Genomic DNA, 22,447 nt, shown 5'->3' with positions numbered 1-22,447 from the left:
CACTGATAATAACGATGATTGAAAGGAGGGAGAGAGGTGAACTTTGTCGGACGTACGCATTGGTCAACAGAACATTTGTACATTTTGCGTGCGATTTTTCACGATGTCGCGTCATCACAGGACCCGTCTGTCCTTTTTTAGACATTGCTGAAATACGACAAAGCGCCTTTCTCTCTTGCCGAGCGCTTCTTTGCGCTCGGCTTTTTTGATAGGCCTCTACTTTAGGAGGAACGATTCATGTTAATCGAATTACAAAACATCCAAAAACAATTTGGCGGCCATGCCGTCTTGACCAACGCCAATCTTCATGTGAACGCCGGTGAACGAATCGGGCTCGTCGGACGAAATGGGAGCGGCAAGACGACGCTGATCCGCCTCATCGTCGGGACCGAGTCAGCGGATGGAGGGACGATTTACCGGAAGCAACGGGTGACGATCGGCTATTTGGCTCAAATCCCTGTCCACCCGGATAAAACCGGGCGGGACGTGCTCTATACCGCGTTTTCTGAGCTTGTTACACTCGGGGACGAGATGCGCCGGCTCGAAGAAACGATGGCCGAGCGTGACGACATCGAGACGCTCCTCGAGACGTACGGCGCGTTGCAGACTCGTTTCGAGAACAACGGCGGCTACGTCATCGAGTCGAAAGTGAACGCGATGATTGACGGGCTGCGGCTCACCCGCTTCGTCGACCGGCCGTTCGACACGCTCAGCGGCGGCGAGCGGACGAAGATCGGACTCGGCTTGGCGTTGCTCCAAGAACCGGACCTGCTCATCTTGGACGAGCCGACGAACCATCTCGACCTCGAGGCGATGGCTTGGCTCGAGACGTTCCTGTCTGACAGTCCGTCCACGCTCCTCCTCGTCTCGCACGACCGTGTGTTTTTGGATGCCGTCGCCACCCGCATCGTCGAATGTGAGGATGGTGAGTTGGCAAGCTTTGACGGCAATTACAGCGCCTTCGTCGCCCAAAAAGAGAAACGACTGCTCGACCAATTCCACGCCTACACGGAGCAACAAAAGAAAATCAAGAAGATGAAAGAGACGATTCGCCAGCTCAGGCAGTGGGCGAACGAAGGACACCCACCGAACGAGAAGTTTTACCGGCGAGCTAAATCGATGGAAAAGGCACTCGCCCGGATCGAGACGATCAAACGACCGCAGCTCGAGGCCATCCAACCCGATATTCAGTTTATGGCACATGGCCGGACCGGTCGTGACGTCTTTGAGGCGACCGATGTGACGGTCCGTTTTGACCAGACCGTCTTCGAAAAAGTCTCTTTCTACGCGGGCCACGGCGAGCGCATCGCCATCGTCGGCCCAAACGGGAGCGGCAAGTCCACGCTCTTGAACGTGTTGCTCGGCCAAACTGAACCGACTTCAGGCGAGGTGCGCCGAGCGGAACGCGCGAAAATCGGTTATTTGTCCCAGCACATCGATTTTGATCACTCGCATCGGCTCATCGAGGCGTTTCGGGACCGAATCCCGGTCGATGAAGGAAAAGCACGACAACTGCTCGCCCAATTTCTTTTCTACGGTGCGAGCGTGTTCAAACCGGTCAAGGATTTGAGCGGCGGGGAGAAGATGCGGCTCATGCTCGCCATCCTCATGCATGAAGAGATGAACGTCCTCGTCTTGGACGAACCGACGAACCATTTGGATATCGAAGCGCGAGAGGCGCTTGAAGAGGCACTCGACCGCTTCGACGGGACGCTCGTCGCCGTATCGCATGACCGCTACTTCTTGAATAAACTGTTCCCAATCACCTACTGGCTCGACGGGACGACGACGCGTTTCCCGGGAAACGTGACGTACGCACTAGAGAAACGTCACGATGCACCTGAGACGGCGACTGCGACGCAAAAACAGAAAGCAACGCCGAAGCAAAAGACGACGGAGACAACTCAAATAGACACGTCCCGCGAAGAAGCGCGTTTAGCTGACCTCGAGGTGCTCCATCAGTCGCTCCTCACTCAAATGAATGACACGAACGACTTGGAACGACTGATGACGTTGCAACTACAGAGTGATGCCCTTCAATCAGAGATTGATTCGTTGATCCTTCAGTTGCTCGAATCGATGTAAAACAAACGACGCCGGCTTAGCGGCGTCGTTTTTGTTCATATCCGGTTTGGATAATAAATCCGATGGCACCGACTGCCATCAAAATGTAAGGCAGGATGCGTGGCACCGCCGCCGCTTCCCCAATCGAAAGCAGCAGCACGCCACTCGCAAACGTCCCGAGCCAATAAAATTTCGGCATCTTGTCACCTCCTGTAAAAAAACCTTGTAATTTGTCTGAATTTTCCGTAAAATATCATCTAATTCTATCTAAAGAAAGGAGACCGACCGATGCCACGTCGTAATTGGAACAACCTCGTTCGTTCTGTCTTATTCATCACGATCGCCCTCACCACATTTTTGTACGTCCGTTATGACGCGGAGATGAAAGAACGGGAACGGGCTTTGGAATCATACCTTGCGACTCATTATAACATTCCGGAACAGACCTACTCCCTCGATGGGACGCTCGGTTTCAGCGGTTACGTCTACGACGTCACGTTCACCGACGAACCGGATGCGGACTACTCGTTCCAGGTGACGAAGGCGGTCGACGGTCATCGCATCGAGTATAAACAGGCTGCCGGTGTCTCCCCGTCACGTGTCTCCACGTTCACGCAATGAAAAAGCGCCACGATAGTGGCGCTTACGGTGAGCGTTCTAGTAAATTGGACTTCCATCCGACCGATAGCTCGATCGACCATCCCATGCGTTCGTTACCGACACTAGAAAAGTTGACGCGGTGCACGCAATGACTTCGCGCATCTGTTCGTCTTTATGACGGTTCGGCCCCTCACAGAATACGAAACACGCTTCCGGTTGGCACGGCGCCGCCACTTTGACATATGAGAATGAAATCTGTCACGCACCTCGATCTGGCTCACCTTTTCATTGGCATAAAGCCGCAACCGCGCGACGCTTTTCCCCCAAAGCATCATGTTCGTCTGCCCCTCACGTCAAACCGCGAGATTGGCGACAGCAAAAGGAGTAGGGAACAGTCCCACGATCGGGTTTACGCAAGCTGTCTCTCGTCTCACCGAGCCGGCATCGGTCAAACGTCTCGAAAATTGTTTCATCCGTCGCCCCCTTTCAGTCTACTCTTTTGAATGAGGACTACACTAATACAATAGCCGTTTTTATGGCCTTCAAATCCGTGTTCACCATTTCTCCAAATCTCTGATCTACACGTACTCGTTCAGCGCGTACGCGACGCCATCGGCTTCAGCGTCTTTCGTAATATGGGTACTGATGTCTTTTAAAGCATCCACGGCATTTCCCATCGCGATGCACGTCTCCGCCACCTCGAACATCGAGACGTCGTTCAAATTATCGCCGATGGCCACGATCTGTTGTTTCGCGATATGATGATGTTCTGCCAACTGTTCAAGGGCCATCCCTTTACTCGCTTTCGGATGACCGATCTCAATTTTCGTCCACCCGGCTGTCGTGATCAAAATATCGGTCCGCGGCTCATATAATTTCCGAAGTTTGTGGAGTTTACGACGATCGAACGAGTAGATGAACACTTTATACACTTCATCCGCCTCGAAATCGATGTCGTCGATTACATCGACGTACGTCAAACCGAACTGTTCGTTTTGAATCTCGATTTCCCGCTCTCCCCATTCCCGCGTGAACGATTGATCGTGCGGGAGCACCTCGTCAAGCTCCCCTTTCAATAAATCCGTCCCCGAACGCAGCACCTTCACGCCGGTATTCGTATAAAACTCCACGTACGTGTCGTGCTCGTGGGCGATGTCCCATAGCTCTTGGACGACATGTTTCGGAAGCGAGTGATAGTATATGCGTTCATTTTCATAAAAGGCGATCGCCCCATTCCCGGATAAGATCGGGCACGTCAGATTGCTCCGTTTTAAAATTTCTTCGATATCATGAATCGAGCGTCCCGACGAGATGGCGACTAAATCGCCTTGCGCTTGCCGCCGTCGAATCGCCTCCTGGTTCGCTTCCGTGATGATGCCTTTTCGCGACAATAACGTCCCATCCAAATCAATCGCAATTAACTTCATATCGGTCCCTCCTCTTAATACAGTCTTCTTCTTTATCATTCCCTCATTTATCGTCGCTCAACGTCCAGATTGCACAATCGATGAAAATCTCGTTTTCCGACATTACTTTTAGGGAATAATAATGAGGCCTACATAATCGTATTCGTTTAGGAAGGAGACTTTATGAATCATTCATCGAACAAGCCACGGCTGAACCGTGTGTTTTATATCTCAGCAAGCGTAATCGCCCTGCTCGTATTGTTCGGGGCCGTACGCCCGACGTTGTTCGCGGAAATCGCCGGCAACATCTTCAATTTCACGACCCAGTCGTTCGGCTGGTTTTACTTGTTGGCCGTCTTTTTCTTCGTCCTCTTTCTCGTCTTCCTCGCGTTCAGTAAATATGGAAAAATTCGCCTCGGTGCGGACAGCGACCGGCCGCAGTATCCGTTCTTCACTTGGATCGGGATGCTCTTCTCGGCCGGCTTCGGTGTCGGGCTCGTCTTTTGGGGCGTCGCCGAGCCGATGAGCCACTTCTTCACCCCGCCTTATGCGGACACCCAAGCGTTGACGGTCGAAAGTGCCCGTCTCGCCATGGCCTACTCGTTCTTCCACTGGGGAGTGAGCCAATGGTCCGTGTTCGCCATCGTCGGTCTGATCATCGCCTATTTCCAGTTCCGGAGAAACGCGGATGGCCTCATCTCGACGAGTTTGTCTCCTCTTTTGAAAGACCGCTCGTATACGCGGCCGCTCAATCAGACGATTGACATCTTCGCTGTCATCGCGACGGTCATGGGCGTCGCCACGTCGCTCGGTTTAGGGGTACTGCAAATCAACGGAGGACTGAACAGCGTCTTCGGTTTACCGAATACGGCGCTCGTTCAAGTATTGATCATCGTCGTCCTGACCGCCCTGTTCTTGACGTCGACGACGACCGGCCTTGACCGCGGGATCAAATGGCTCAGCAACGTGAACTTGGCGACGGCGCTCGTCCTTATGATTTTCGTCTTCTTTGCCGGTCCGACCGTCTTCATCCTCGAGACGTTCACGCTCGGATTCGGTGATTATTTGCAAAACTTTATCCGCTACAGTCTCCGGCTCCAACCGTATCAACAAGGAACGTGGGTCCGGGACTGGACGATCTTCTACTGGGCGTGGGCTATCGCCTGGTCACCGTTCGTCGGGGCGTTCGTCGCCCGCGTCTCGCGTGGTCGCACCATCCGTGAGTTCATCGTCGGCGTTCTCGTCGTGCCTCCGGCCATCGCGCTTCTATGGATCGCGGTATTCGGCGGGACGGCGCTCCACCTCGATCTGTTCGTGGGGACGTCGATCGCCCAAGCGGTCGATGCGGACGTCACGAGCGCTTTGTTCGTCACGTTCGCGGAATTACCGTTTAGCTTCCTTTTATCGATTTTGTCGATTATGTTGATTCTGACGTTTTTAATCACGTCCGCCGACTCGGCGACGTATATCATTAGCAGTATGACGACGAATGGCAGCTTGAACCCTCCTCTCGCCGTTCGCATCGTCTGGGGTGTATTGCTCGGCGGCATCGCGGCCGTCCTGCTCATCGCCAGCGGCCTCGAAGGATTGCAGACCGCCTCTCTCATTTCGGCGTTGCCGTTCACCGTCATCCTCATTCTGATGGTGTACACGTTGTTCAGCCTTTTACGGAAAGAGAACCTAAAAAAAGTGAAATGACCGAACGTCTCGCTTCTGACATTTAGAAGCGAGACTTTTTTGACTATATTATTGTTCATTTTGACAAATATCGTTGTCATTTTGATTATTATCATTTACAATTTAATAAATCGAGGTGATTGAAATGAAAACAAGGTTAAAAGAATTACGTGCTCGTTTTGGTATCAATCAAACCGAGTTGGCAAAGCGGGCACGCATCTCACGTCAAACCGTCAGTTTAATCGAACGAGAAGAGTTTATGCCGTCCTTATTGATTGCGGTTAAAATCGCACGAGTATTTAATGAGCCCATCGAAGAAGTATTTCAGTTTGACGAGGAGGAACTTCAATGAAATCATGGTTTAAATTTGGTCTGCAAATGTTTTTAGGTGGACTCGTCGGCTACACGTTTATGTACGTATATTTGAACAACGAAATCATTCAAATCGATTTGACAAATCTTGTCTTACCTTTCACATGGCTTCTGTTGCTGCTGCTACTCGGATTGACCGCTTGGGGAGCTAGCCGTGTGCAACGGATTCGCCGTCTGACGAAACAACCATTGACCGGCGATGAAGAAGATGAGGCGGAGGGTTACATGTATCAGGCTTATAGCGACGGTTCACTCGCATCGACGTTGACGGTCATCCTCAGTCTCACTTCAGCTAGTTTTATTTTATTGACGGGTCAATCGCTTGCGTTTCTCATCGCGATTTTACTTTCACTTGTGGCCGGTATTTTTCTCTCTTATTCACTAAACAGGCTGTTGGCCGTGATGTACCCAGAACGTGCCCTCCCAAAATTATCCGACCCGGATTATGCACAACGATTACTCGACCTGTCCGATGACGGGGAAAAACATGTCATGTTGCAAGGCTTATACAAGACGAACCTTTCAACGACTTCGCTTATGACGCTTGCGATTATTTTGTTGCTTGTCTATTCGGTCCTAACAGGAGATTCACAACTCTTTTCAATTTTCGTCGTTTCCTTGATCATGGTGTCCACGAATATTCAATATATCCGAATCATCCGCTCCAAAAATTGACGCTTCCTTTCCGGTTTGCTACGCTTTTGTCAGAATTGCAAGACGAATTTTAGGGGGATGGACATGCTACACGATTTCACACGGTCATACGCCGAGACGCTTGATAAAAGCGATGCTCTGGCACGCTATCGGGAAGAGTTTTATTTGCCGCAAGACGGGATTTATATGGATGGGAACTCGCTCGGACTGTTGTCGAAACGGGCCGAGCGAACGCTCATGGAATCGTTACAGGACTGGAAAGAGCTCGGGATCGACGGATGGATGTCGGGGCGTCACCCATGGTTCAACTTGTCCGAAGAACTCGCCGGCTTGAACGCCCCGCTCATCGGGGCACGAACGGAAGAAGTCATGGTGACGGGATCGACGACGGTCAACTTGCATCAACTCGTCGCCACGTTCTTTAAACCAAAAGGAGCACGGACTAAAATCTTGGCCGACACTTTGACGTTCCCTTCAGACATCTATGCGCTCAAGAGCCAACTCGAACTGCACGGGCTCGACCCGGCCGAGCATTTGATCCAAGTCGACAGCCCGGACGGCCGCTACTTGCGAGAAGACGATATCATCGCCGCGATGACGGACGACGTCGCTCTCATCGTCTTACCGACGGTGCTCTATCGGAGCGGGCAGATTTTGGACATGGCCCGTCTCGCCAAAGCGGCCCACGCGCGTGACATCTTGATCGGCTTTGACGCCTGTCATTCGGTCGGCGCCATCCCGCACGCGTTTCACGATTGGGGCGTCGACTTTGCCTACTGGTGCAACTATAAACATTTGAACGGCGGACCGGGAAGCGTCGGCGGCCTGTTCGTTCACGAGCGTCATTTCGGTACGGCGCCAGGGCTTGCCGGCTGGTTCGGTTCACGCAAAGACAAACAGTTCGACATGGACCACACGATGACGCCCGCCGATCATGCCGGAGCGTTTCAAATCGGGACGCCGCACGTCTTGAGTCTCGCCCCGCAACTCGGCGCGCTCGAGATGTTCAACGAAATCGGGATGGAGGCGATTCGTGAAAAATCACTCGCCTTGACGACGTATATGATGGACCTTGTCGAGACGGAATTGCGTCCACACGGGTTCGTACTCGGCAGTCCGCGTGACGAAGCCGCTCGCGGCGCGCATCTCAGCCTCGAGCACCCGGAGGCGGCCCGCATCTGCAAGGCGCTCAAACAACACCGGGTCATCCCGGATTTCCGCGCCCCGAACATCATCCGGCTCGCCCCGGTCGCGCTCTACAACACGTTCACAGATGTGTATGACGTCGTCCAAATTTTGAAGACGATCATGGATGACAAAGAATATGAGGCGTTCGCGAACGTCCGCGAAGTCGTAGCTTGAGGAGGAAAAACGATGAGTGAACGAATTGAACATAAAGTCGAAAAGACGATTCAAACCGACTTCTCAAAAGACATGTCATACGGGGACTATTTGCAGCTCGACCCGATTCTTTCAAGTCAGCACCGCCTGTCGGACCACCACGACGAGATGCTCTTCATCATCATCCACCAGACGAGTGAGCTATGGATGAAACTCATCTTGCATGAGTTGACCGCCGCGACGAGCGCGATCGCGAACGAAGAGCTCGAACGCTCGTTCAAGATGCTCGCCCGCGTGTCAAAGATTCAACAACAACTCATCCAGTCGTGGGGCGTGCTGGCCACACTCACACCGGCCGAGTATCTCGAGTTCCGGGACAAGCTCGGATCGTCGTCCGGTTTTCAATCGTATCAAAACCGACAAATCGAGTTCGCGCTCGGGTTCAAGAACGCACGGACGCTCAGCGTCTACGCCCATGACGAGGCGTTGTATCCGCTTTTAGAGGCGTCACTTCATGCCCCGAGCATTTATGACGTGACGGTGCGTGAGATGCATCGTCGCGGCTTGGCCATCGACCAATCCGTCCTCGATCGTGACGTGACGACGGATTGGGAATGGAACGAGAGCGTCGAAGCGGCGTGGGTCGAGGTGTATCGGGACGTCGACACGTACTGGGACCTGTACGAGCTCGGCGAGAAACTGCTCGACATCGGCAGCCAACAACAGATGTGGCGCTTCAATCATATGACCACGGTCGAACGTATCATCGGTCAAAAGATGGGAACCGGCGGCTCGTCTGGCGTGAACTATTTGCGACGGGTGTTGGACCACCGCTTCTTTCCGGAGCTTTGGACCGTCCGGACGAAACTATGAGGAGGCGACAGCATGAGTTGGATTGATGTATCACAACCGCTCGAAGACGCGACGACGACGTGGCCTGGGGACACACCGTTTCGCTATGAGATCGCTTGGCCGATGGCCGACAGCGGCTCGGTCAACGTCGGAAAAGTGACGATGAGCCTCCACGCCGGGACGCATATTGACGCGCCGTTCCATTTTGATGACGCCGGCAAACGCGTCATCGACCTCGATCCCGGGCTCTATATCGGACCCGCCCGTGTCATTCACCTGTCTGGACACGACCGCATCGAGGCCAGTGACTTGGACGGCTTCGACTTGACCGGAGTGGAACGGCTCATCTTAAAGACAGACGGCTGGCCGGATAAACGTGTGTTTCCGACACAAATCCCGGAACTGACCCCATCGCTCGCCGACCGGCTCGGTGAACTCGGTATTTACTTGATCGGTCTCGATTTGCCGTCGGTCGATGCGATCGACAGCAAAGACATGGCGGCGCATCATGCCCTCGCCCGAAACGGCGTCCATATTCTTGAAGGACTCGTCCTCGACCATATCGCGCCAGGCGATTATGAACTGAATGCCGTCCCGCTCCCGATCGTCAAAGGAGACGGCAGCCCGGTCCGCGCCTTGCTGCGCGCGCTCGATTAATCTTGTATCCATCCCTCGCGGATGGATTTTTTTGTGGGAAACTGTGGGACGATGCTTGAGTGGTCAACAGAGCGGGAAGAGAGGTAGTACGCAAACTGTGTAGAAAGGAGTTTTTTTTATGAACGTCATCTCATTTATTCTCCCCGCCTATAACGAAGAAAAAAACATTCCACTTATCTTCGAAGCCATCCGTGAGCAATTCGAGGGGAGCACGTATGACTATGAAATCGTGTTCATCAATGACGCGAGTTCTGACAATACGCTAGACGCCATCAAACAGTTGGCGCATCGACACACTGAAGTCCGGTACGTTTCCTTCTCACGAAACTTCGGAAAAGAAGCGGCAATCCTCGCTGGTCTCCAACACGTGACCGGGGACGCCGCCATTTTAATGGATACCGACTTGCAACATCCCCCTGCCCTCATTCCTCAAATGATCGCGGGTTACGAAGAAGGATATGATCAAGTCATCGCCAAGCGCGACCGGACCGGCGAGAGCGGGGTCCGGAAACTCGCTTCGCAGACGTACTATAAACTGATCAATAAAATTGTCGACGTTGAACTTGAAGACGGCGTCGGCGACTTCCGTCTCCTAAGTCGGGAAGCGATTGACGCGCTGTTACGGATGAACGAGAATCACCGTTTCTCGAAAGGATTGTTCTCTTGGATCGGGATGGAGCAAAAAATCGTCACGTATGAGAACGTCTTGCGTCAAAACGGCGAGACGAAATGGTCGTTCAATCAGTTGTTCAACTACGGGATCGACGGGTTGATTTCCTTCAACTCGAAACCGCTCCGGTTCTGCTTTTATACGGGCGTCTCAATCCTTATGTTATCGATGCTCTACATCTTGTTCACGCTGTTCGGCATCATCCAAGACGGTGTCGAGACACCGGGTTACTTCACGCTCATCTCGGCGATCCTGTTACTCGGCGGCATCCAACTCGTCAGCCTCGGGATTATCGGCGAATACGTCGGACGCATCTATTTCGAGACGAAACAGCGTCCCGCTTATTTGATTCAAGAAACCAATATGCAAAGGAAGAGTGTGAATGAACAAGCGAAAGGCAGAGTTTATAAGATTCATCGTCATCGGGGGAATTAACACCCTCAATTACTATTTGGTGTACATGTTGTTTCATCACGTTTGGAAAGTCGGCTACGGGGTCTCTCATGTGGTGGCGTTCACGCTCAGCATGGTCGCCTCTTTCTTTTTGAACAGCTATTTCACGTTCAAGGTCAAACCGACGTTACGTAAATTTTTACAGTTCCCGTTGACGCAAGTCGTCAACTTCACCGTCACGACCGTCTGTATTTATTTACTCGTCGAACAGCTCAATGTCTCGACATCGATCGCGCCGCTGTTCGCCATCTTCATCGCCGTGCCGGCGACGTTCATCGTCACGAGTAAAATTTTAAAACGCGAGCAATCGGCCGTATGAAGAAAGTCATACTCGTCGTCGCAGCATTTCTCGTGTCAATCGTCGCCCATGCGTTCTTCATCTACTATCAATCACAAGGCGGCTACATCGCCGGACCGAACGACGGATTATCGCAAATGGTCCCGTTCAAACATTTCTTGTACGAGACGTTCCATAAAGGCAACCTCGTCTATGCGGAAGACTTCGGCTTCGGCGGCGGGATCATCACGCAGCTCGCCTACTATTACGCGACGTCAGCCGTCTTTTGGCTCACGGTCGCCGTCGTCTCGTTGTTCGATGCGCTCGGGCTCGTCAATCCTGACTTAGAACTATGGTTACAGCTCGCCCTCGTCGTGAGTGTCGTCCGCCTTGCTGTCGTTTTATTGTTTACGACGTACGCGTATCGACTCTTTCACGTCCAGACGCTTTACGCGTTTGCCGGTGCTATCGTGTACGGCGTGTCGGTCATGTACATCCGGCACGTCACGTTTTGGGAGTTTTTCGCGGACGCCTTTTTATGGGTGCCGCTCCTCGTCATCGGGCTCGAGCGGATCATCCGGCTCGGCCGGGCGGATTTGTTCATCGTTGTCAGTGCCATCATGCTCATCAACAATTTTTACTTCGCCTACATCAACTTGGTGTTCGTCCTCGTCTATGTCTTGTTCCGCCAGTTCATCCGCTTCCCGGAAGATCGGCTCAGACGTCGGCACCAATGGATGCTCTATAGCGGATCTGGCGTCCTCGCGCTCTTGTTGAGCGCGTTCGCGTTCGTTCCGGCCACCTATGGCTTTCTGCAGAACGAGCGACCGTCACTCGCACATGACATTCCGTGGCTCCGTCTCGATAACGTGTTATACGATAGCACCATTTTAATCATTCCGGCAGCGTTCGTGCTGCTTGCGCTCTATCGTCCACTCTATCGCCATACCGCGTTCCGGCTATTCTCGTCGATGAGCCTCCTGTTCATCGTGCTCCACTTCAGCCCTCACGTCGGCAGCTTCTTTAACGGGTTCTCGGCCCCGCAATTCCGCTGGGAATACCTCGCGAGCTTCACGATCGGCGGTGCGGTCGCGGTCGGGTTGTCGCAGTGGCGGTTCGAGACGCGCGCGTTCCTCATCGCCGCAGCTGGGACGGTCTCGCTTTATCTCCTGCTCGGTCTATTTGGGAATGTCGCGTCATGGCCGGTCGGTCTTGTCATGTTTGGGCTGATGCTCATCACCGTCGCGTCGCTTTGGTGGAAACCGGTACTTGCACCTTACATCCTCATCGCATCATGTCTCATCGTCTTCAATGGCTATACGAAGCTCATCCTTCACGACAAATCGATCGTCAACACGAACGAGGCGTTCGTGAACAGCTCACGTTACGACAGTGCCGAACAGCGGGAGTTAATTGATTTCGTGAAAGAAGAAGCCGGACCGCTCGAACGTCTCGATTGGATGGTTCATTTGCGCAACAACACCCCAATCGTCCAGTCGTTCCTCGGCACGAGTCTTTATTCAAGCATTTTGAACGGGAATTTGCTGACGTTCTATTGGAGCGACCTCGAGATTGATATGTTGCGGGAAAGTGTGAGCCGCTACGGTACGCTCGGCAATCGCGCGAACTTGCACCACTTGTTGTCGAGCCCGTATTGGATGCGTAACCAAAACGTGTCGAGCGAAGCACCTTACGGGTTCAACTTGCTCGCCGAGACGGAACGTTACGCCGTCTACGAGAGCGAGACACGGCTCCCGTTCGTTCGGACGACGACGTCCACATATCGTCAAGCCGAGCTTGACGACGCCTCGATGTTGACGCGCGAACAGGCGATGCTCTCGGGTGTCATCTTAGAAGCTGGAAACGAAACGCCGACCCCGGCCCAATCGATCGACTTCACGACAGAAGGTGTCGATGCCGCGCTCGACGATGATACGCTTCGTGTCACTTCCGATGAAGGGGGACTCGACTTGATTCCTGACGTCCCGGCGACGGCGACAGGCGACCTATACGTCTCCTTCAATATCCGGAAGCTTGAGGGTGACGGCTTCTTCATCAAGCTCGGCGGTTACCGGACGACCCGAAAGCCCGAGGCTTCGATTTATCGGACCGACCTCACCTCGATGACGCTTCGCACCCCTCTATCCGAGCGTGTGCCGTTGCGTCTTCCGGAAGGAACGTACGCGCTCGAAGACGTGACCGTCGAGTGGGAAGATTATTCGACGCTCGAGTCCGCGCTTGACGAGGCGGATGCTCGCCCGGACATCCCGGTCACGTGGGACGGCCCCGACCTCGACTTCACGGTCGAGGATGCCCGCCCTGGGACATACGCCGTTCTCCCCGTCCCGTTCGAACGAGGATGGAGCGCTCGCGTCAACGGAGAAAAGCGCGACGTCTTACAGGCGAACTACGCGTTCAGCGCGATCCTGCTCGATGAAGGACGAAACGACGTCGAATTGACGTATCGTCCACCGTTCTTCATAGTCACGACCGCGCTCAGTTTGCTTGGTCTCGGTCTGTTCGTCGGTTATCTCATCTATCTGCGCCGCAAAGAGCATCCGTTCACGTGAACGGATGCTCTTTTTCTTGCATGATTTCGCTCGAACTTTTCCGGTGATCGAACTTTTTCGAGATTTGAATCTTATACTTGAGATTCTCCTCGTAGTCTTTCGCAAACACACCCGCATACAAGAAATCGAGCAGGCAATGGATGGAATCGTTTGAGGTGAAGCTGCCGATCTTTGAATAGAGCCGCTCACGCGTCGTCAACCGGAGTGTGCAATCCGCCTCATGCGAGATGGCGTTCTCCCCGAGGCTCGTCAAGGCGAGCACCGGGACGTCGCGTCGTTTTAAATATGGGATGAGACCGACCGTGTAATCACTCTCACCTGTATAGGAGATGAGGAGCGCACACGTTGCTTCGTCTGCATTTGCCGCCTCGAACTCGGCGTCCACCTCACAAAGTGTGACTTGCTTGCCGATGCGGTTCATTTTGGACTTGAAGTCATGACAGAGTAGCAAGTTATGAATGATTGAAAAGACTTTAATATGCCTAGCCTCATGCAACATCGTGACGGCTTGCTCGAACGCCTCATGGTCAAGGAGCGATAACGTGTCTTCAATCGTCATCTGCTTCAACGCCGCCACTTTGTTCGCCACCGTCATCAACCCGTCCTCAGCCGCAAACGGGTAGTTGGCATCCACGTCTGAGAAATGACGATTCAAATAGTCGATCTCCTCTAAAAACACAGTCTTCAACTCGAGCCAACCCGAGAACTCGAGCTTCTCGGCGATTCGGCTAAGGATCGATGGATGCGTATACGTCGCCTCTGCGATTTGCTTCATCGTTTTCGTGGAGATGTGTTCCCGCTGTTCAAATAAATAATCGATGACGCTTCGCTCAGACGGCGAGAATAAATCTTGTTTTAATTTCTCGGTCAACAACATGACGACGCCTCCTGTAAATGAAATTCACAAAAATAAATATACAATTGTATTTGTTTGTAAACGCTTTCGGACTTATCTCCAATCGTATTGTCTCTATTTTTCTTTATTTTATACTGAATGAGAAGCTTAGTTACACCTATTTCATTTACACTTCTGATTTATTTTTTGTGAATCAACAAGGAGGAAATTGACATGACAACCGGAATCAAGCTCGTCACAATCGGAGGCGGCAGCAGTTACACACCAGAATTGATGGAAGGATTCATCAAACGCTACGAAGAGTTGCCGATTCGAGAGATTTGGCTCGTCGATATCGAAGCTGGGAAAGAGAAGCTCGAGATTGTGGGGCAGATGGCCCAACGGATGTGGGACGCCTCACCTTATGACGTCACCGTACATCTCACGCTCGAGCGGAAAGAAGCCTTGAAAGACGCCGACTTCGTCACGACCCAGTTCCGTGTCGGCTTGCTCGACGCCCGCATCAAAGATGAACGCATCCCGCTCTCGTACGGCATGGTCGGGCAAGAGACGAACGGGGCCGGCGGCATCTTAAAAGCGTTCCGGACGATTCCCATCATCCTCGACATCGTCGAAGACATGAAACAACTCTGTCCGGACGCGTGGCTCGTCAACTTCACGAACCCGAGCGGCATGGTGACAGACGCCATCATCCGTTACGGGAGATGGGACAAAGTCATCGGACTTTGCAACGTCCCGGTCAACGCGATGATGGCCGAGCCGGAACTGATCGGCAAGAAACCGGAAGAGCTGACGTATTCGTTCGCCGGATTGAACCACTTCCACTGGCATCGCGTCCATGACTCGAACGGGACCGACGTCACGCGTGACATCATCGACAAGATGGTTGACGGGGATTCAGGCATCCCGGCGAACATTCACGACATGCCGTTCTTCAAAGAGCAGTTGCAGCAGATGAACATGATCCCATGCGGTTACCATCGTTACTATTACCGCGCCGAGGAGATGCTCGCCCATATGCTCGAGGAGTACCGAGACCCGGCTGTCGGGACACGGGCCGAACAAGTGAAGCAGACGGAAGCGGAGCTGTTCGAACTGTATAAAGACCCACGCCTCGACCACAAGCCCGAGCAACTGTCCAAACGTGGCGGCGCCCACTATTCGGACGCGGCGTGCGAGACGATCGCATCGATCTATGCGAACAAGAACACACACATCGTCGTCTCGACGAAAAACAATGGGGCCGTCCCTGACCTTGCCCCGGACGATGTCGTCGAAGTGTCCGCCTATATCGGGGCGACCGGGGCGAAACCGATCGCATTCGGCGCGCTCGCTCCCGCCGAGAAAGGCTGGCTCCACGTGATGAAGAACATGGAGCTGTGCGTCGAGGAGGCGGCCGTGACGGGCGACTATGGCCTCGCGCTCCAAGCGTTCATTCTCAATCCGCTCATCCCGAGCGGGGAGACCGCGAAACGCGTGCTCGACGAACTCTTAATCGCGCACAAAGACCACTTGCCTCAGTTCGCCGACAAAATCGCCGAGCTCGAAGCGAGCGGCGTGACGGTTAAAGACGAAGTCGTCCGGTCGCTCCACCCTATCGAACAAGCATGAAAAAAAAGCCGGCGCATATAGATGCGGCGGCTTTCTACGTTACTTGATCAATTCGAGGTCGACCGGGATGCTTTCTTCGACCGTCTCCCCTTTTAAGTAGTTGACGGCAGCTTCCACGCCGAGCTTTCCAATCTCCGTCGGTTTTTGCGCGACCGTCGCGGCCATCGTTCCGTCCTCGACCGCTTTGACGGCGTCGTCCGTCGCATCGAAGCCGATGACTTTGACATCGCTCATCCCAGCGCTGTTGAGCGCTTGGACGGCACCGAGTGCCATCTCATCGTTATGTGCGAACACGGCCACGATGTCTTTATTGTCTTGCAAGATGTTCTCCATGACCGTCAAGCCTTGGGCCCGGTCAAAGTTGGCCGATTGTTTCGCGACGACGTCGAGTTTTCCATCGATCGCCTCGTTGAACCCTTGACCGCGGTCACGCGTCGCCGAAGCTCCTGGAATCCCTTCGAGTTCGACGACTTTTCCGCCTTCCCCGACGAGTTCGACCATGTATTCGCCCGCAAGCTTCCCGCCGGCGACGTTGTCTGACGCGACGTGAGCGACGACCTCACCTGACTCGGCGTTCCGGTCGACCGTGATGACCGGGATACCCGCGTCGTTCGCACTTTGGACAGCGGCTCCGACCGCTTCAGAGTCCGTCGGGTTGATGAGAATCAAGTCCATGCCTTTTTGAATCATGTCTTCGACGTCACTCACTTGTTTCGCCGCATCGTTTTGTGCATCTGCGACCGTGAGTGTGGCATCGAGTTCAGCCGCTTGTTCTTCCGCCCCGTCTTTCAATGCCACGAAGAACGGGTTGTTCAACGTTGAGATCGAGAGACCAATTTTAAAGTCCCCATCTTTCGTCTCCTGCTCCGAACTCGACCCAGGTTGTTCCGTCGAGCATGCCGCCATGAGGACCATCGTCAATACGAGTAGCCAAGCTGTCCATTTTTTCATCTTCCGTTTCCCCTTTCGATGATTACGCGTTTTGTTTTCGATCAAGTAGTACCGCGAACAAGATGACGGCACCTTTGACGACGAGTTGGAAGAACGATGAGACCCCGAGCAAGTTCAAGCCGTTGTTCAACGTTCCGATAATGAGCGCTCCAATGAGCGTCCCGACAATCCATCCGCGACCGCCAGCTAAACTCGTCCCCCCGAGGACGACGGCTGCGATCGCATCGAGCTCATATGACGTCCCGGCTGTTGGTTGCGCCGAGTTCAGACGTGACGTCAAGATGATGCCGGCGAGTGCGGCGAGCATGCCGGATAACGAGTAAATCATGACTTTCACTTTGTTGACGCCGATTCCCATCAGCTTCGCGGCTTCCTCGTTGCCACCGATAGCGTACGTATGACGACCGAACGTCGTCTTCTTCAAGATGAAGTACAACACCCCGAACGCGATCAACATCGTGACGGCCGGTACCGGGATAATCCAGAAGTAGCCGCGGCCGAGCATCTCGAACCACGTCGAGTCACCAAGCCCCGTGATCGGACGACCGTCCGTATAGACGAGCGTCATCCCCCGATAGATTGTCATCGTGGCAAGCGTCGCGATGAACGGCGCCACTTTCCCATACGTGATGACGGCCCCGTTGAACGCCCCGAGTAACGCCCCAGCGATCAATCCGAGTGCGATCGCCATGACGGCATGTTGCCCATCGACCATCATCCCGGCGACGAACGCCGACGAGAGCGCCAAAATTGAGCCGACCGACAAGTCGATTCCCCCCGTCAAGATGACGAACGTCATCCCGAACGCGATGAGCGCGTTGATCGATACTTGGCGTAAGACGTTAAAGATGTTGTTGAGCGAAAGGAACCCTGGCTCAAGCGCCGTCACGACGACGATGATGACGAGCAGTCCGAACAACGGACCTAGCTTTTGTCCCCAGCCGAGCTTTTGCGGTCGGTTTAATGCAGTCGCTGCTTTCAATTCCATGTTACTGTCCTCCTGTCGCATAAGTCATGACGCGCTCTTGTGTCGCCTCATGTTTCGCGAGCGTCCCGGTGACGACCCCTTCGCGCATGACGACGATGCGGTCGCTCATCCCGAGCACTTCCGGTAAATCCGATGACACCATGATGATGGCGACGCCTGACTCGGCGAGTTCGCTCATGATCGTGTAAATCTCTTTCTTGGCGCCGACATCGACACCGCGCGTCGGCTCATCAAGGATGAGGACGTCTGGTTCAACACCGAGCCACTTCCCGAGCACGACTTTTTGTTGATTCCCGCCCGAGAGCGACTTCACTTTTTGCTCCATCGAATGGTGTTTGACACGTAGCTTTTTCAAATAGCCGTCCGCGAACTCTTCTTCCGCTTGCCGTGAGATGATCGTCCCTTTCGCTCGTCGATCGAGCGTCGGGAGCGAGAGGTTTTCTCGGAGCGAGAAGTCGAGCAACAACCCTTCGCCTTTGCGGTCTTCCGTCAAGAAAGCGATGCCGTGAGCAATGGCGTCAGCAGGCTTCTTGATGCGCACTTCTTTTCCGTTCAGTTTGACGACGCCAGCTTTCGCCCGGTCCGCCCCGAACAAGGCGCGCATCACTTCCGTGCGCCCGGCCCCCATGAGCCCGGAGAATCCGACGATCTCGCCGGCACGGACATCGAACGAGACATTGTGGAACCGGTTACCTATCAATCCATTGACTTCGAGCACGACGTCACCGATTGTCGCCGTCCGATCCGGGTAACGCTCGCCAATTTCTCGGCCGACCATCTCTTTGACGATCTCTTCAAACGACGTGTCTACGATGCGATGTGTCCCGATCGAAAGCCCGTCACGAAGCACGGTGATCCGGTCGCACAGTTCAAAGATCTCTTCCATTCGGTGCGAGATGTAAATGATGGAGACACCTTGGTCACGAAGTGCCCGTGAGACCGCGAACAGGGCACGAATCTCGCGGTCGGTGAGTGCTGCCGTCGGTTCATCCATGACGATCACTTTCGCGTCCGTCATGAGCGCCTTGGCGATCTCAATCATCTGCTGCTGCCCGACCGATAAATTTTTCGCGAGTTCATCGACTTCCATGAACACGTTCAGCTCGGCCAAATATTCACGTGCCCGACGCTTCATCTCTTGTTGTTTGATGACGCCGAACGCCCCTGTCAACTCGCGACCGAGAAACAAGTTCTCCGTCACGGTCAATTCCGGCAAAATATTCAACTCTTGATGGATAAAGGCGATGCCTTCCCGCTCCGCTTCTTTCGGATGTTTGAATTGACGGACCGCACCGTCGATGACGACTTCTCCTTCATCCTGGGCGTGAAGCCCGGTCATCACTTTCATGAGCGTTGATTTCCCGGCCCCGTTCTCCCCCATCAAGGCATGAATCTCACCAGGCAACAGTTCGAAATCGACACCTTTCAAGACACTGACCGGACCGAACGATTTATGGATGCGTTTCAATTCGATATGCATCGAATCCCTCCTTAAAAGATGACGCCCGCGTGCAAGATGACGTTAGCGTATGGTGTCGCCTCTCCTGTGCGGATGACGACTTTAGCCGTGGCGACTTCCCGTTTGAAGTCCTCATGCGAACACGTCTTTACCGTGTCGAACCGTTCGGTCAACGCCTTGGCGATTGCCTCATTTTCCGTGAACACCTCATCGGCGACCGTGATCTGTTCGATGACCATATCCGCCTCGACCGCGTCCAACACATCGAGAAACGAAGGTTCCCCGAGTCGGAGCGCCAAATCGACGCGTTCGACCCCGTTCGGGATCGGCAATCCGCAGTCGGCGATGACGACTTTATCGGTATGGCCGAGGTCGGCGAACACTTTCGTCAAGTGACTGTTCAAAATACCTAATTTCTTCATCACACTCGCTCCAATCGCATCAAAACTTCGTCTCGTGTCGGCATCCCGCCTTGGGCGCCGAACCCTTCTACGCTCATGCCTGATGCGACGACGGCAAACCGCGCCGCCTCGAGTAGCGTATGGCCTTCGATGAGGCCGACCGCGAGCCCGCCGTTGAACGTGTCGCCAGCGCCCGTCGTATCGACGACGTCCGCGCGGATGGCCGGAATGTGTTGAATCGTCTCACCGTCGAAGAAGCGAATCCCTCTGACCCCTTCTGTCACAAGCAATTTGTTTGGATATCGGCGCAATACGTCCTCGATTGGCACGTCCCCGAACAAGTCACGGCACTCGTGTTCGTTCGGTGTCACATACGTCACGTTGTCGAGCAGTTCTGCCGTGAGCGGTTGCGACGGCGCCGGATTCAACAGCACCGGGATGTTGTGTTTCCGACAGTAGGAACTTACGTGTTCGACCGTCTCAAGCGGGATCTCGAGTTGCAACAAGACGAGCGTCTCGCTGTCGAGCAGTGCGTCGAGTTCTCCCTCGGTGAAACGGACGTGCTTGTTCGCTGACTGGACGACGACGATCGAGTTGTCGCCTTCGGCAAGCACGATATGCGCCGTGCCGGTCACGTCTTCTTCAACCGTCTGCAAGTGACGTGTGCCGACACGATGCGTCTCAAAGTTTTGGCGGATGCTCGTGCCGAACGCATCGTCGCCGACACATCCGACCATTTCGACCGTACCGCCTAGTCGTGCGGCGGCGACCGCCTGATTGGCGCCTTTTCCGCCCGGGACCGTTTGAAACGTGTTCCCGATGACCGTCTCTCCGGCGAGCGGACGTTTGTCCGTCGTGACGACCAAATCCATCGAGATGCTTCCGATCACTACAATTCGCTTCATCTGTCTTGCCCCTTCCGTTTCGTCGTCTGCCGCTCCGTTAAGGTGACCGGCAATAAAATTTCTTTTGTCGCAGTGTCTTTCTTCTCAATCAAATCGAGCAGCCGCTCTGTCGCGAGTCGACCCATCTCATAGATCGGTTGCGAAATCGTCGTGAGCGGCGGGGACGTCATCTCGCCGAGCTCGATGCCGTCGTATCCGATTACTTGTAACTCCTCTGGCACGCGGACGTTTCGCCGGACCGCTTCTTGAAGCACCGCTGCGGCGATGACATCATTGGCGGCGAAGACGCCATCAAACGGCCAATGTTCGTCAAACAGATGCTGCGCCGCGACGAGCGCGTCTTTGAACGCGAAGCTCGATCGGGTCATCCCGACGATTTGGTCGCCGGCCACATCGACAAAGCCATCGGTCCGGCGCTTCACCGTCTGCAGTTGCTCAGGTCCCCCGATATGGGCGAGCCTCGTCGCACCGGATGCGATGAGCGCTTCTGCCGCGAGCCGCCCGCCTTCATAACCGTCCGAGATGACGGCATCAATCCCCGATTTCACGATTCGGTCGAGCGCCACCATCGGCAAGTCGAGTTTTTCATAGTTCGGATTGTCCGAATGGTTCGTCGTGATGATCAACCCGTCGACGTGCATCGTCTGCAGGGCGATGAGATACGACTGTTCTTTTTCTAACTGCTCGTCCGTATTGCACAGGACGACTTGATACCCGTGCCGGTTGGCCACATCCTCAATCGCACGAGCCAACTGGGGAAAGAACGGGTTCGTGATATCGGGCATGATCAAGCCGATCAACCCGGACGTCTTTGTAAATAAGGACCGTGCGACACGGTTCGGTGCGTAATCGAGGTCGGCGATGGCCTGCTCGACGGCGGCCCGTGCTTCCGCGCTCACGTAGCCGTTGTTGTTCATGACACGGGATACCGTCGCGACCGAGACGTTCGCCTGTTTCGCCACTTGTTTAATTGTCGCCATCTCCACACCCCCTTTTTTGGTAACGCTTACAATCACATCATAATGTGTAACCGGTTACATATCAAGCATTATTTTCCGAAAAAAAAACCCGCGTGACTCATCACAGAGCCAAGCGGTTCATATAGTCTTCCTTTGTGATGACGTAAACGAGACTTGCCACCGTCCGGCCGTCGAGCCGTGTCAGTTGTTGCGACGTCGTGAACGAATAGACGAATCCACATTTCTCGACAACGCGCCGGGACTGGTCATTGAAGTCAAAATGACCGCACCAGATGCGCTCGAGTCCAAGATCTTCAAACCCGTGGCGCAACATCGCGCGCACCGCTTCCGGGATGTAGCCTTGTCCCCAACATGTCGGATTCAATACGTAACCGATCTCACGCTGCGCCTCGTGCTGTATATTTGGGTCCGGTCGCCGGTCGTGTAAACCGATCGTCCCGATGACCTCATCCGTCTCTTTCAGCGTGATGGCCCATACGTCTTGATCGGCTTGAAACATTCGAATGACATCGCGTGTCTCCTCGATCGATTGGTGGGGCGCCCATCCCGCGTTCGGACCGACCCGGTCGTCTTTCGCGTACGGATACATCGCCTCCGCGTCATCGAGGTGAAACGCGCGAAGCCGCAAACGTTCTGTCTCTAGTTGAATCATCTTGTACTCCTTCTCATCGTTTTTCTCTTACTCGTTCAGGGAATGGATTGA

General features: G+C 54.1%; 22 protein-coding genes. 12 read left to right on the top strand and 10 right to left on the bottom strand.

Features of this window, described 5'->3' with window-relative positions; all coding sequences use genetic code 11:
• Nucleotides 1–237: 237 nt before the first annotated feature.
• Nucleotides 238–2,085, top strand: coding sequence for a ribosomal protection-like ABC-F family protein (gene abc-f, locus L971_RS05530; protein WP_047374853.1), 1,848 nt, complete (start codon nucleotides 238–240; stop codon nucleotides 2,083–2,085).
• 16 nt (nucleotides 2,086–2,101) lie between these two features.
• Here abc-f and L971_RS15160 read toward each other — a convergent pair whose 3' ends face one another.
• On the bottom strand, nucleotides 2,102–2,263 hold the full coding sequence (locus L971_RS15160) for a hypothetical protein (RefSeq protein ID WP_024371241.1): 162 nt from the start codon (nucleotides 2,261–2,263) through the stop codon (nucleotides 2,102–2,104).
• 89 nt (nucleotides 2,264–2,352) lie between these two features.
• Here L971_RS15160 and L971_RS05520 point away from each other — a divergent pair, with 89 nt between their 5' ends.
• Nucleotides 2,353–2,685, top strand: coding sequence for a hypothetical protein (locus tag L971_RS05520; protein ID WP_024371242.1), 333 nt, complete (start codon nucleotides 2,353–2,355; stop codon nucleotides 2,683–2,685).
• Nucleotides 2,686–3,242: 557 nt separating this feature from the next.
• Here the strand turns inward: L971_RS05520 and L971_RS05515 are convergent.
• Nucleotides 3,243–4,091, bottom strand: a complete 849-nt coding sequence (locus L971_RS05515; protein ID WP_047374851.1) for a Cof-type HAD-IIB family hydrolase — start codon at nucleotides 4,089–4,091, stop codon at nucleotides 3,243–3,245.
• A gap of 162 nt (nucleotides 4,092–4,253) precedes the next feature.
• Here L971_RS05515 and L971_RS05510 point away from each other — a divergent pair, with 162 nt between their 5' ends.
• The 9 genes from L971_RS05510 (at nucleotide 4,254) to L971_RS05470 (ending at nucleotide 13,593) form a co-directional block, all read left to right on the top strand.
• The gene (locus tag L971_RS05510; protein ID WP_047374848.1) at nucleotides 4,254–5,768 is read left to right on the top strand and encodes a BCCT family transporter; all 1,515 of its coding nucleotides are present in this window, start codon (nucleotides 4,254–4,256) and stop codon (nucleotides 5,766–5,768) included.
• A 124-nt stretch (nucleotides 5,769–5,892) separates the two neighbouring features.
• On the top strand, nucleotides 5,893–6,099 hold the full coding sequence (locus tag L971_RS05505; RefSeq protein WP_024371245.1) for a helix-turn-helix transcriptional regulator: 207 nt from the start codon (nucleotides 5,893–5,895) through the stop codon (nucleotides 6,097–6,099).
• A complete protein-coding gene (locus tag L971_RS05500; protein WP_047374844.1) occupies nucleotides 6,096–6,794 on the top strand; it encodes a DUF3169 family protein in 699 nt (232 codons plus the stop codon). Before L971_RS05505 ends, L971_RS05500 begins: the two co-directional genes overlap by 4 nt.
• A 63-nt stretch (nucleotides 6,795–6,857) precedes the next feature.
• Entirely contained in the window at nucleotides 6,858–8,135 is a 1,278-nt protein-coding gene (kynU, locus tag L971_RS05495; RefSeq protein WP_047374842.1) for a kynureninase, read from the top strand.
• A gap of 12 nt (nucleotides 8,136–8,147) precedes the next feature.
• Nucleotides 8,148–8,987: a tryptophan 2,3-dioxygenase gene (gene kynA, locus L971_RS05490; RefSeq protein WP_024371248.1), complete on the top strand. Its 840-nt coding sequence runs from the start codon at nucleotides 8,148–8,150 to the stop codon at nucleotides 8,985–8,987.
• Nucleotides 8,988–8,999: 12 nt separating this feature from the next.
• Nucleotides 9,000–9,623 (top strand): arylformamidase, encoded by a 624-nt coding sequence (kynB, locus tag L971_RS05485; RefSeq protein WP_024371249.1) that lies wholly within the window; start codon nucleotides 9,000–9,002, stop codon nucleotides 9,621–9,623.
• A gap of 118 nt (nucleotides 9,624–9,741) precedes the next feature.
• Nucleotides 9,742–10,728, top strand: a complete 987-nt coding sequence (locus L971_RS05480; protein ID WP_024371250.1) for a glycosyltransferase family 2 protein — start codon at nucleotides 9,742–9,744, stop codon at nucleotides 10,726–10,728.
• A complete protein-coding gene (locus tag L971_RS05475) occupies nucleotides 10,676–11,065 on the top strand; it encodes a GtrA family protein (protein WP_024371251.1) in 390 nt (129 codons plus the stop codon). Before L971_RS05480 ends, L971_RS05475 begins: the two co-directional genes overlap by 53 nt.
• Nucleotides 11,062–13,593 carry a YfhO family protein gene (locus tag L971_RS05470; protein ID WP_047374840.1) on the top strand — a complete coding sequence of 844 codons (2,532 nt, stop codon included), beginning with the start codon at nucleotides 11,062–11,064 and terminating at the stop codon, nucleotides 13,591–13,593. The genes L971_RS05475 and L971_RS05470 overlap by 4 nt, the downstream gene beginning before the upstream one ends.
• Here the strand turns inward: L971_RS05470 and L971_RS05465 are convergent.
• Nucleotides 13,586–14,470: a MurR/RpiR family transcriptional regulator gene (locus L971_RS05465; RefSeq protein WP_024371253.1), complete on the bottom strand. Its 885-nt coding sequence runs from the start codon at nucleotides 14,468–14,470 to the stop codon at nucleotides 13,586–13,588. The genes L971_RS05470 and L971_RS05465 overlap by 8 nt on opposite strands.
• Before the next feature lie 192 nt (nucleotides 14,471–14,662).
• On the opposite strand from L971_RS05465, the gene L971_RS05460 reads away from it, so the two are divergent.
• Nucleotides 14,663–16,060 carry a 6-phospho-beta-glucosidase gene (locus tag L971_RS05460; RefSeq protein WP_024371254.1) on the top strand — a complete coding sequence of 466 codons (1,398 nt, stop codon included), beginning with the start codon at nucleotides 14,663–14,665 and terminating at the stop codon, nucleotides 16,058–16,060.
• 39 nt (nucleotides 16,061–16,099) lie between these two features.
• Here the strand turns inward: L971_RS05460 and rbsB are convergent, their stop codons facing one another.
• The 7 genes from rbsB to L971_RS05425 all read right to left on the bottom strand — a co-directional run bounded on the left by rbsB (nucleotide 16,100) and on the right by L971_RS05425 (nucleotide 22,396).
• On the bottom strand, nucleotides 16,100–17,011 hold the full coding sequence (gene rbsB, locus L971_RS05455; RefSeq protein ID WP_024371255.1) for a ribose ABC transporter substrate-binding protein RbsB: 912 nt from the start codon (nucleotides 17,009–17,011) through the stop codon (nucleotides 16,100–16,102).
• Between the two features lie 22 nt (nucleotides 17,012–17,033).
• On the bottom strand, nucleotides 17,034–17,999 hold the full coding sequence (rbsC, locus tag L971_RS05450) for a ribose ABC transporter permease (protein ID WP_029334116.1): 966 nt from the start codon (nucleotides 17,997–17,999) through the stop codon (nucleotides 17,034–17,036).
• 1 nt (nucleotide 18,000) lies between these two features.
• The gene (locus L971_RS05445; protein WP_024371257.1) at nucleotides 18,001–19,479 is read right to left on the bottom strand and encodes a sugar ABC transporter ATP-binding protein; all 1,479 of its coding nucleotides are present in this window, start codon (nucleotides 19,477–19,479) and stop codon (nucleotides 18,001–18,003) included.
• 11 nt (nucleotides 19,480–19,490) lie between these two features.
• Nucleotides 19,491–19,880 (bottom strand): D-ribose pyranase, encoded by a 390-nt coding sequence (rbsD, locus tag L971_RS05440; protein ID WP_024371258.1) that lies wholly within the window; start codon nucleotides 19,878–19,880, stop codon nucleotides 19,491–19,493.
• The gene (rbsK, locus tag L971_RS05435; protein WP_047374836.1) at nucleotides 19,880–20,764 is read right to left on the bottom strand and encodes a ribokinase; all 885 of its coding nucleotides are present in this window, start codon (nucleotides 20,762–20,764) and stop codon (nucleotides 19,880–19,882) included. The genes rbsD and rbsK overlap by 1 nt, the downstream gene beginning before the upstream one ends.
• The gene (locus L971_RS05430) at nucleotides 20,761–21,744 is read right to left on the bottom strand and encodes a LacI family DNA-binding transcriptional regulator (RefSeq protein ID WP_047374834.1); all 984 of its coding nucleotides are present in this window, start codon (nucleotides 21,742–21,744) and stop codon (nucleotides 20,761–20,763) included. Before L971_RS05430 ends, rbsK begins: the two co-directional genes overlap by 4 nt.
• Before the next feature lie 100 nt (nucleotides 21,745–21,844).
• Entirely contained in the window at nucleotides 21,845–22,396 is a 552-nt protein-coding gene (locus L971_RS05425; RefSeq protein WP_047374832.1) for a GNAT family N-acetyltransferase, read from the bottom strand.
• Between the last annotated feature and the right edge of the window lie 51 nt (nucleotides 22,397–22,447).

Source organism: Exiguobacterium sp. ZOR0005, assembly GCF_000798975.1.
GTDB classification, from domain to species: Bacteria; Bacillota; Bacilli; order Exiguobacteriales; family Exiguobacteriaceae; genus Exiguobacterium; species Exiguobacterium aurantiacum.
Note: the sequence above shows the minus strand (reverse complement) of the source record. Positions and strands in the feature narration are given on the sequence as shown.

Coding starts and splice junctions, on each gene's coding strand:
- L971_RS05475 (WP_024371251.1), top strand. CDS start 10,676: ATGAACAAGCGAAAGGCAGAGTTTATAAGATTCATCGTCATCGGGGGA.
- kynU (WP_047374842.1), top strand. CDS start 6,858: ATGCTACACGATTTCACACGGTCATACGCCGAGACGCTTGATAAAAGC.
- rbsB (WP_024371255.1), bottom strand. CDS start 17,011: ATGAAAAAATGGACAGCTTGGCTACTCGTATTGACGATGGTCCTCATG.
- rbsK (WP_047374836.1), bottom strand. CDS start 20,764: ATGAAGCGAATTGTAGTGATCGGAAGCATCTCGATGGATTTGGTCGTC.
- rbsC (WP_029334116.1), bottom strand. CDS start 17,999: ATGGAATTGAAAGCAGCGACTGCATTAAACCGACCGCAAAAGCTCGGC.
- L971_RS05505 (WP_024371245.1), top strand. CDS start 5,893: ATGAAAACAAGGTTAAAAGAATTACGTGCTCGTTTTGGTATCAATCAA.
- L971_RS05520 (WP_024371242.1), top strand. CDS start 2,353: ATGCCACGTCGTAATTGGAACAACCTCGTTCGTTCTGTCTTATTCATC.
- L971_RS05500 (WP_047374844.1), top strand. CDS start 6,096: ATGAAATCATGGTTTAAATTTGGTCTGCAAATGTTTTTAGGTGGACTC.
- L971_RS05515 (WP_047374851.1), bottom strand. CDS start 4,091: ATGAAGTTAATTGCGATTGATTTGGATGGGACGTTATTGTCGCGAAAA.
- L971_RS05510 (WP_047374848.1), top strand. CDS start 4,254: ATGAATCATTCATCGAACAAGCCACGGCTGAACCGTGTGTTTTATATC.
- L971_RS05465 (WP_024371253.1), bottom strand. CDS start 14,470: ATGTTGTTGACCGAGAAATTAAAACAAGATTTATTCTCGCCGTCTGAG.
- L971_RS05430 (WP_047374834.1), bottom strand. CDS start 21,744: ATGGCGACAATTAAACAAGTGGCGAAACAGGCGAACGTCTCGGTCGCG.
- L971_RS05480 (WP_024371250.1), top strand. CDS start 9,742: ATGAACGTCATCTCATTTATTCTCCCCGCCTATAACGAAGAAAAAAAC.
- L971_RS05470 (WP_047374840.1), top strand. CDS start 11,062: ATGAAGAAAGTCATACTCGTCGTCGCAGCATTTCTCGTGTCAATCGTC.
- L971_RS05445 (WP_024371257.1), bottom strand. CDS start 19,479: ATGCATATCGAATTGAAACGCATCCATAAATCGTTCGGTCCGGTCAGT.
- kynA (WP_024371248.1), top strand. CDS start 8,148: ATGAGTGAACGAATTGAACATAAAGTCGAAAAGACGATTCAAACCGAC.
- kynB (WP_024371249.1), top strand. CDS start 9,000: ATGAGTTGGATTGATGTATCACAACCGCTCGAAGACGCGACGACGACG.
- L971_RS05425 (WP_047374832.1), bottom strand. CDS start 22,396: ATGATTCAACTAGAGACAGAACGTTTGCGGCTTCGCGCGTTTCACCTC.
- L971_RS15160 (WP_024371241.1), bottom strand. CDS start 2,263: ATGCCGAAATTTTATTGGCTCGGGACGTTTGCGAGTGGCGTGCTGCTG.
- abc-f (WP_047374853.1), top strand. CDS start 238: ATGTTAATCGAATTACAAAACATCCAAAAACAATTTGGCGGCCATGCC.
- L971_RS05460 (WP_024371254.1), top strand. CDS start 14,663: ATGACAACCGGAATCAAGCTCGTCACAATCGGAGGCGGCAGCAGTTAC.
- rbsD (WP_024371258.1), bottom strand. CDS start 19,880: ATGAAGAAATTAGGTATTTTGAACAGTCACTTGACGAAAGTGTTCGCC.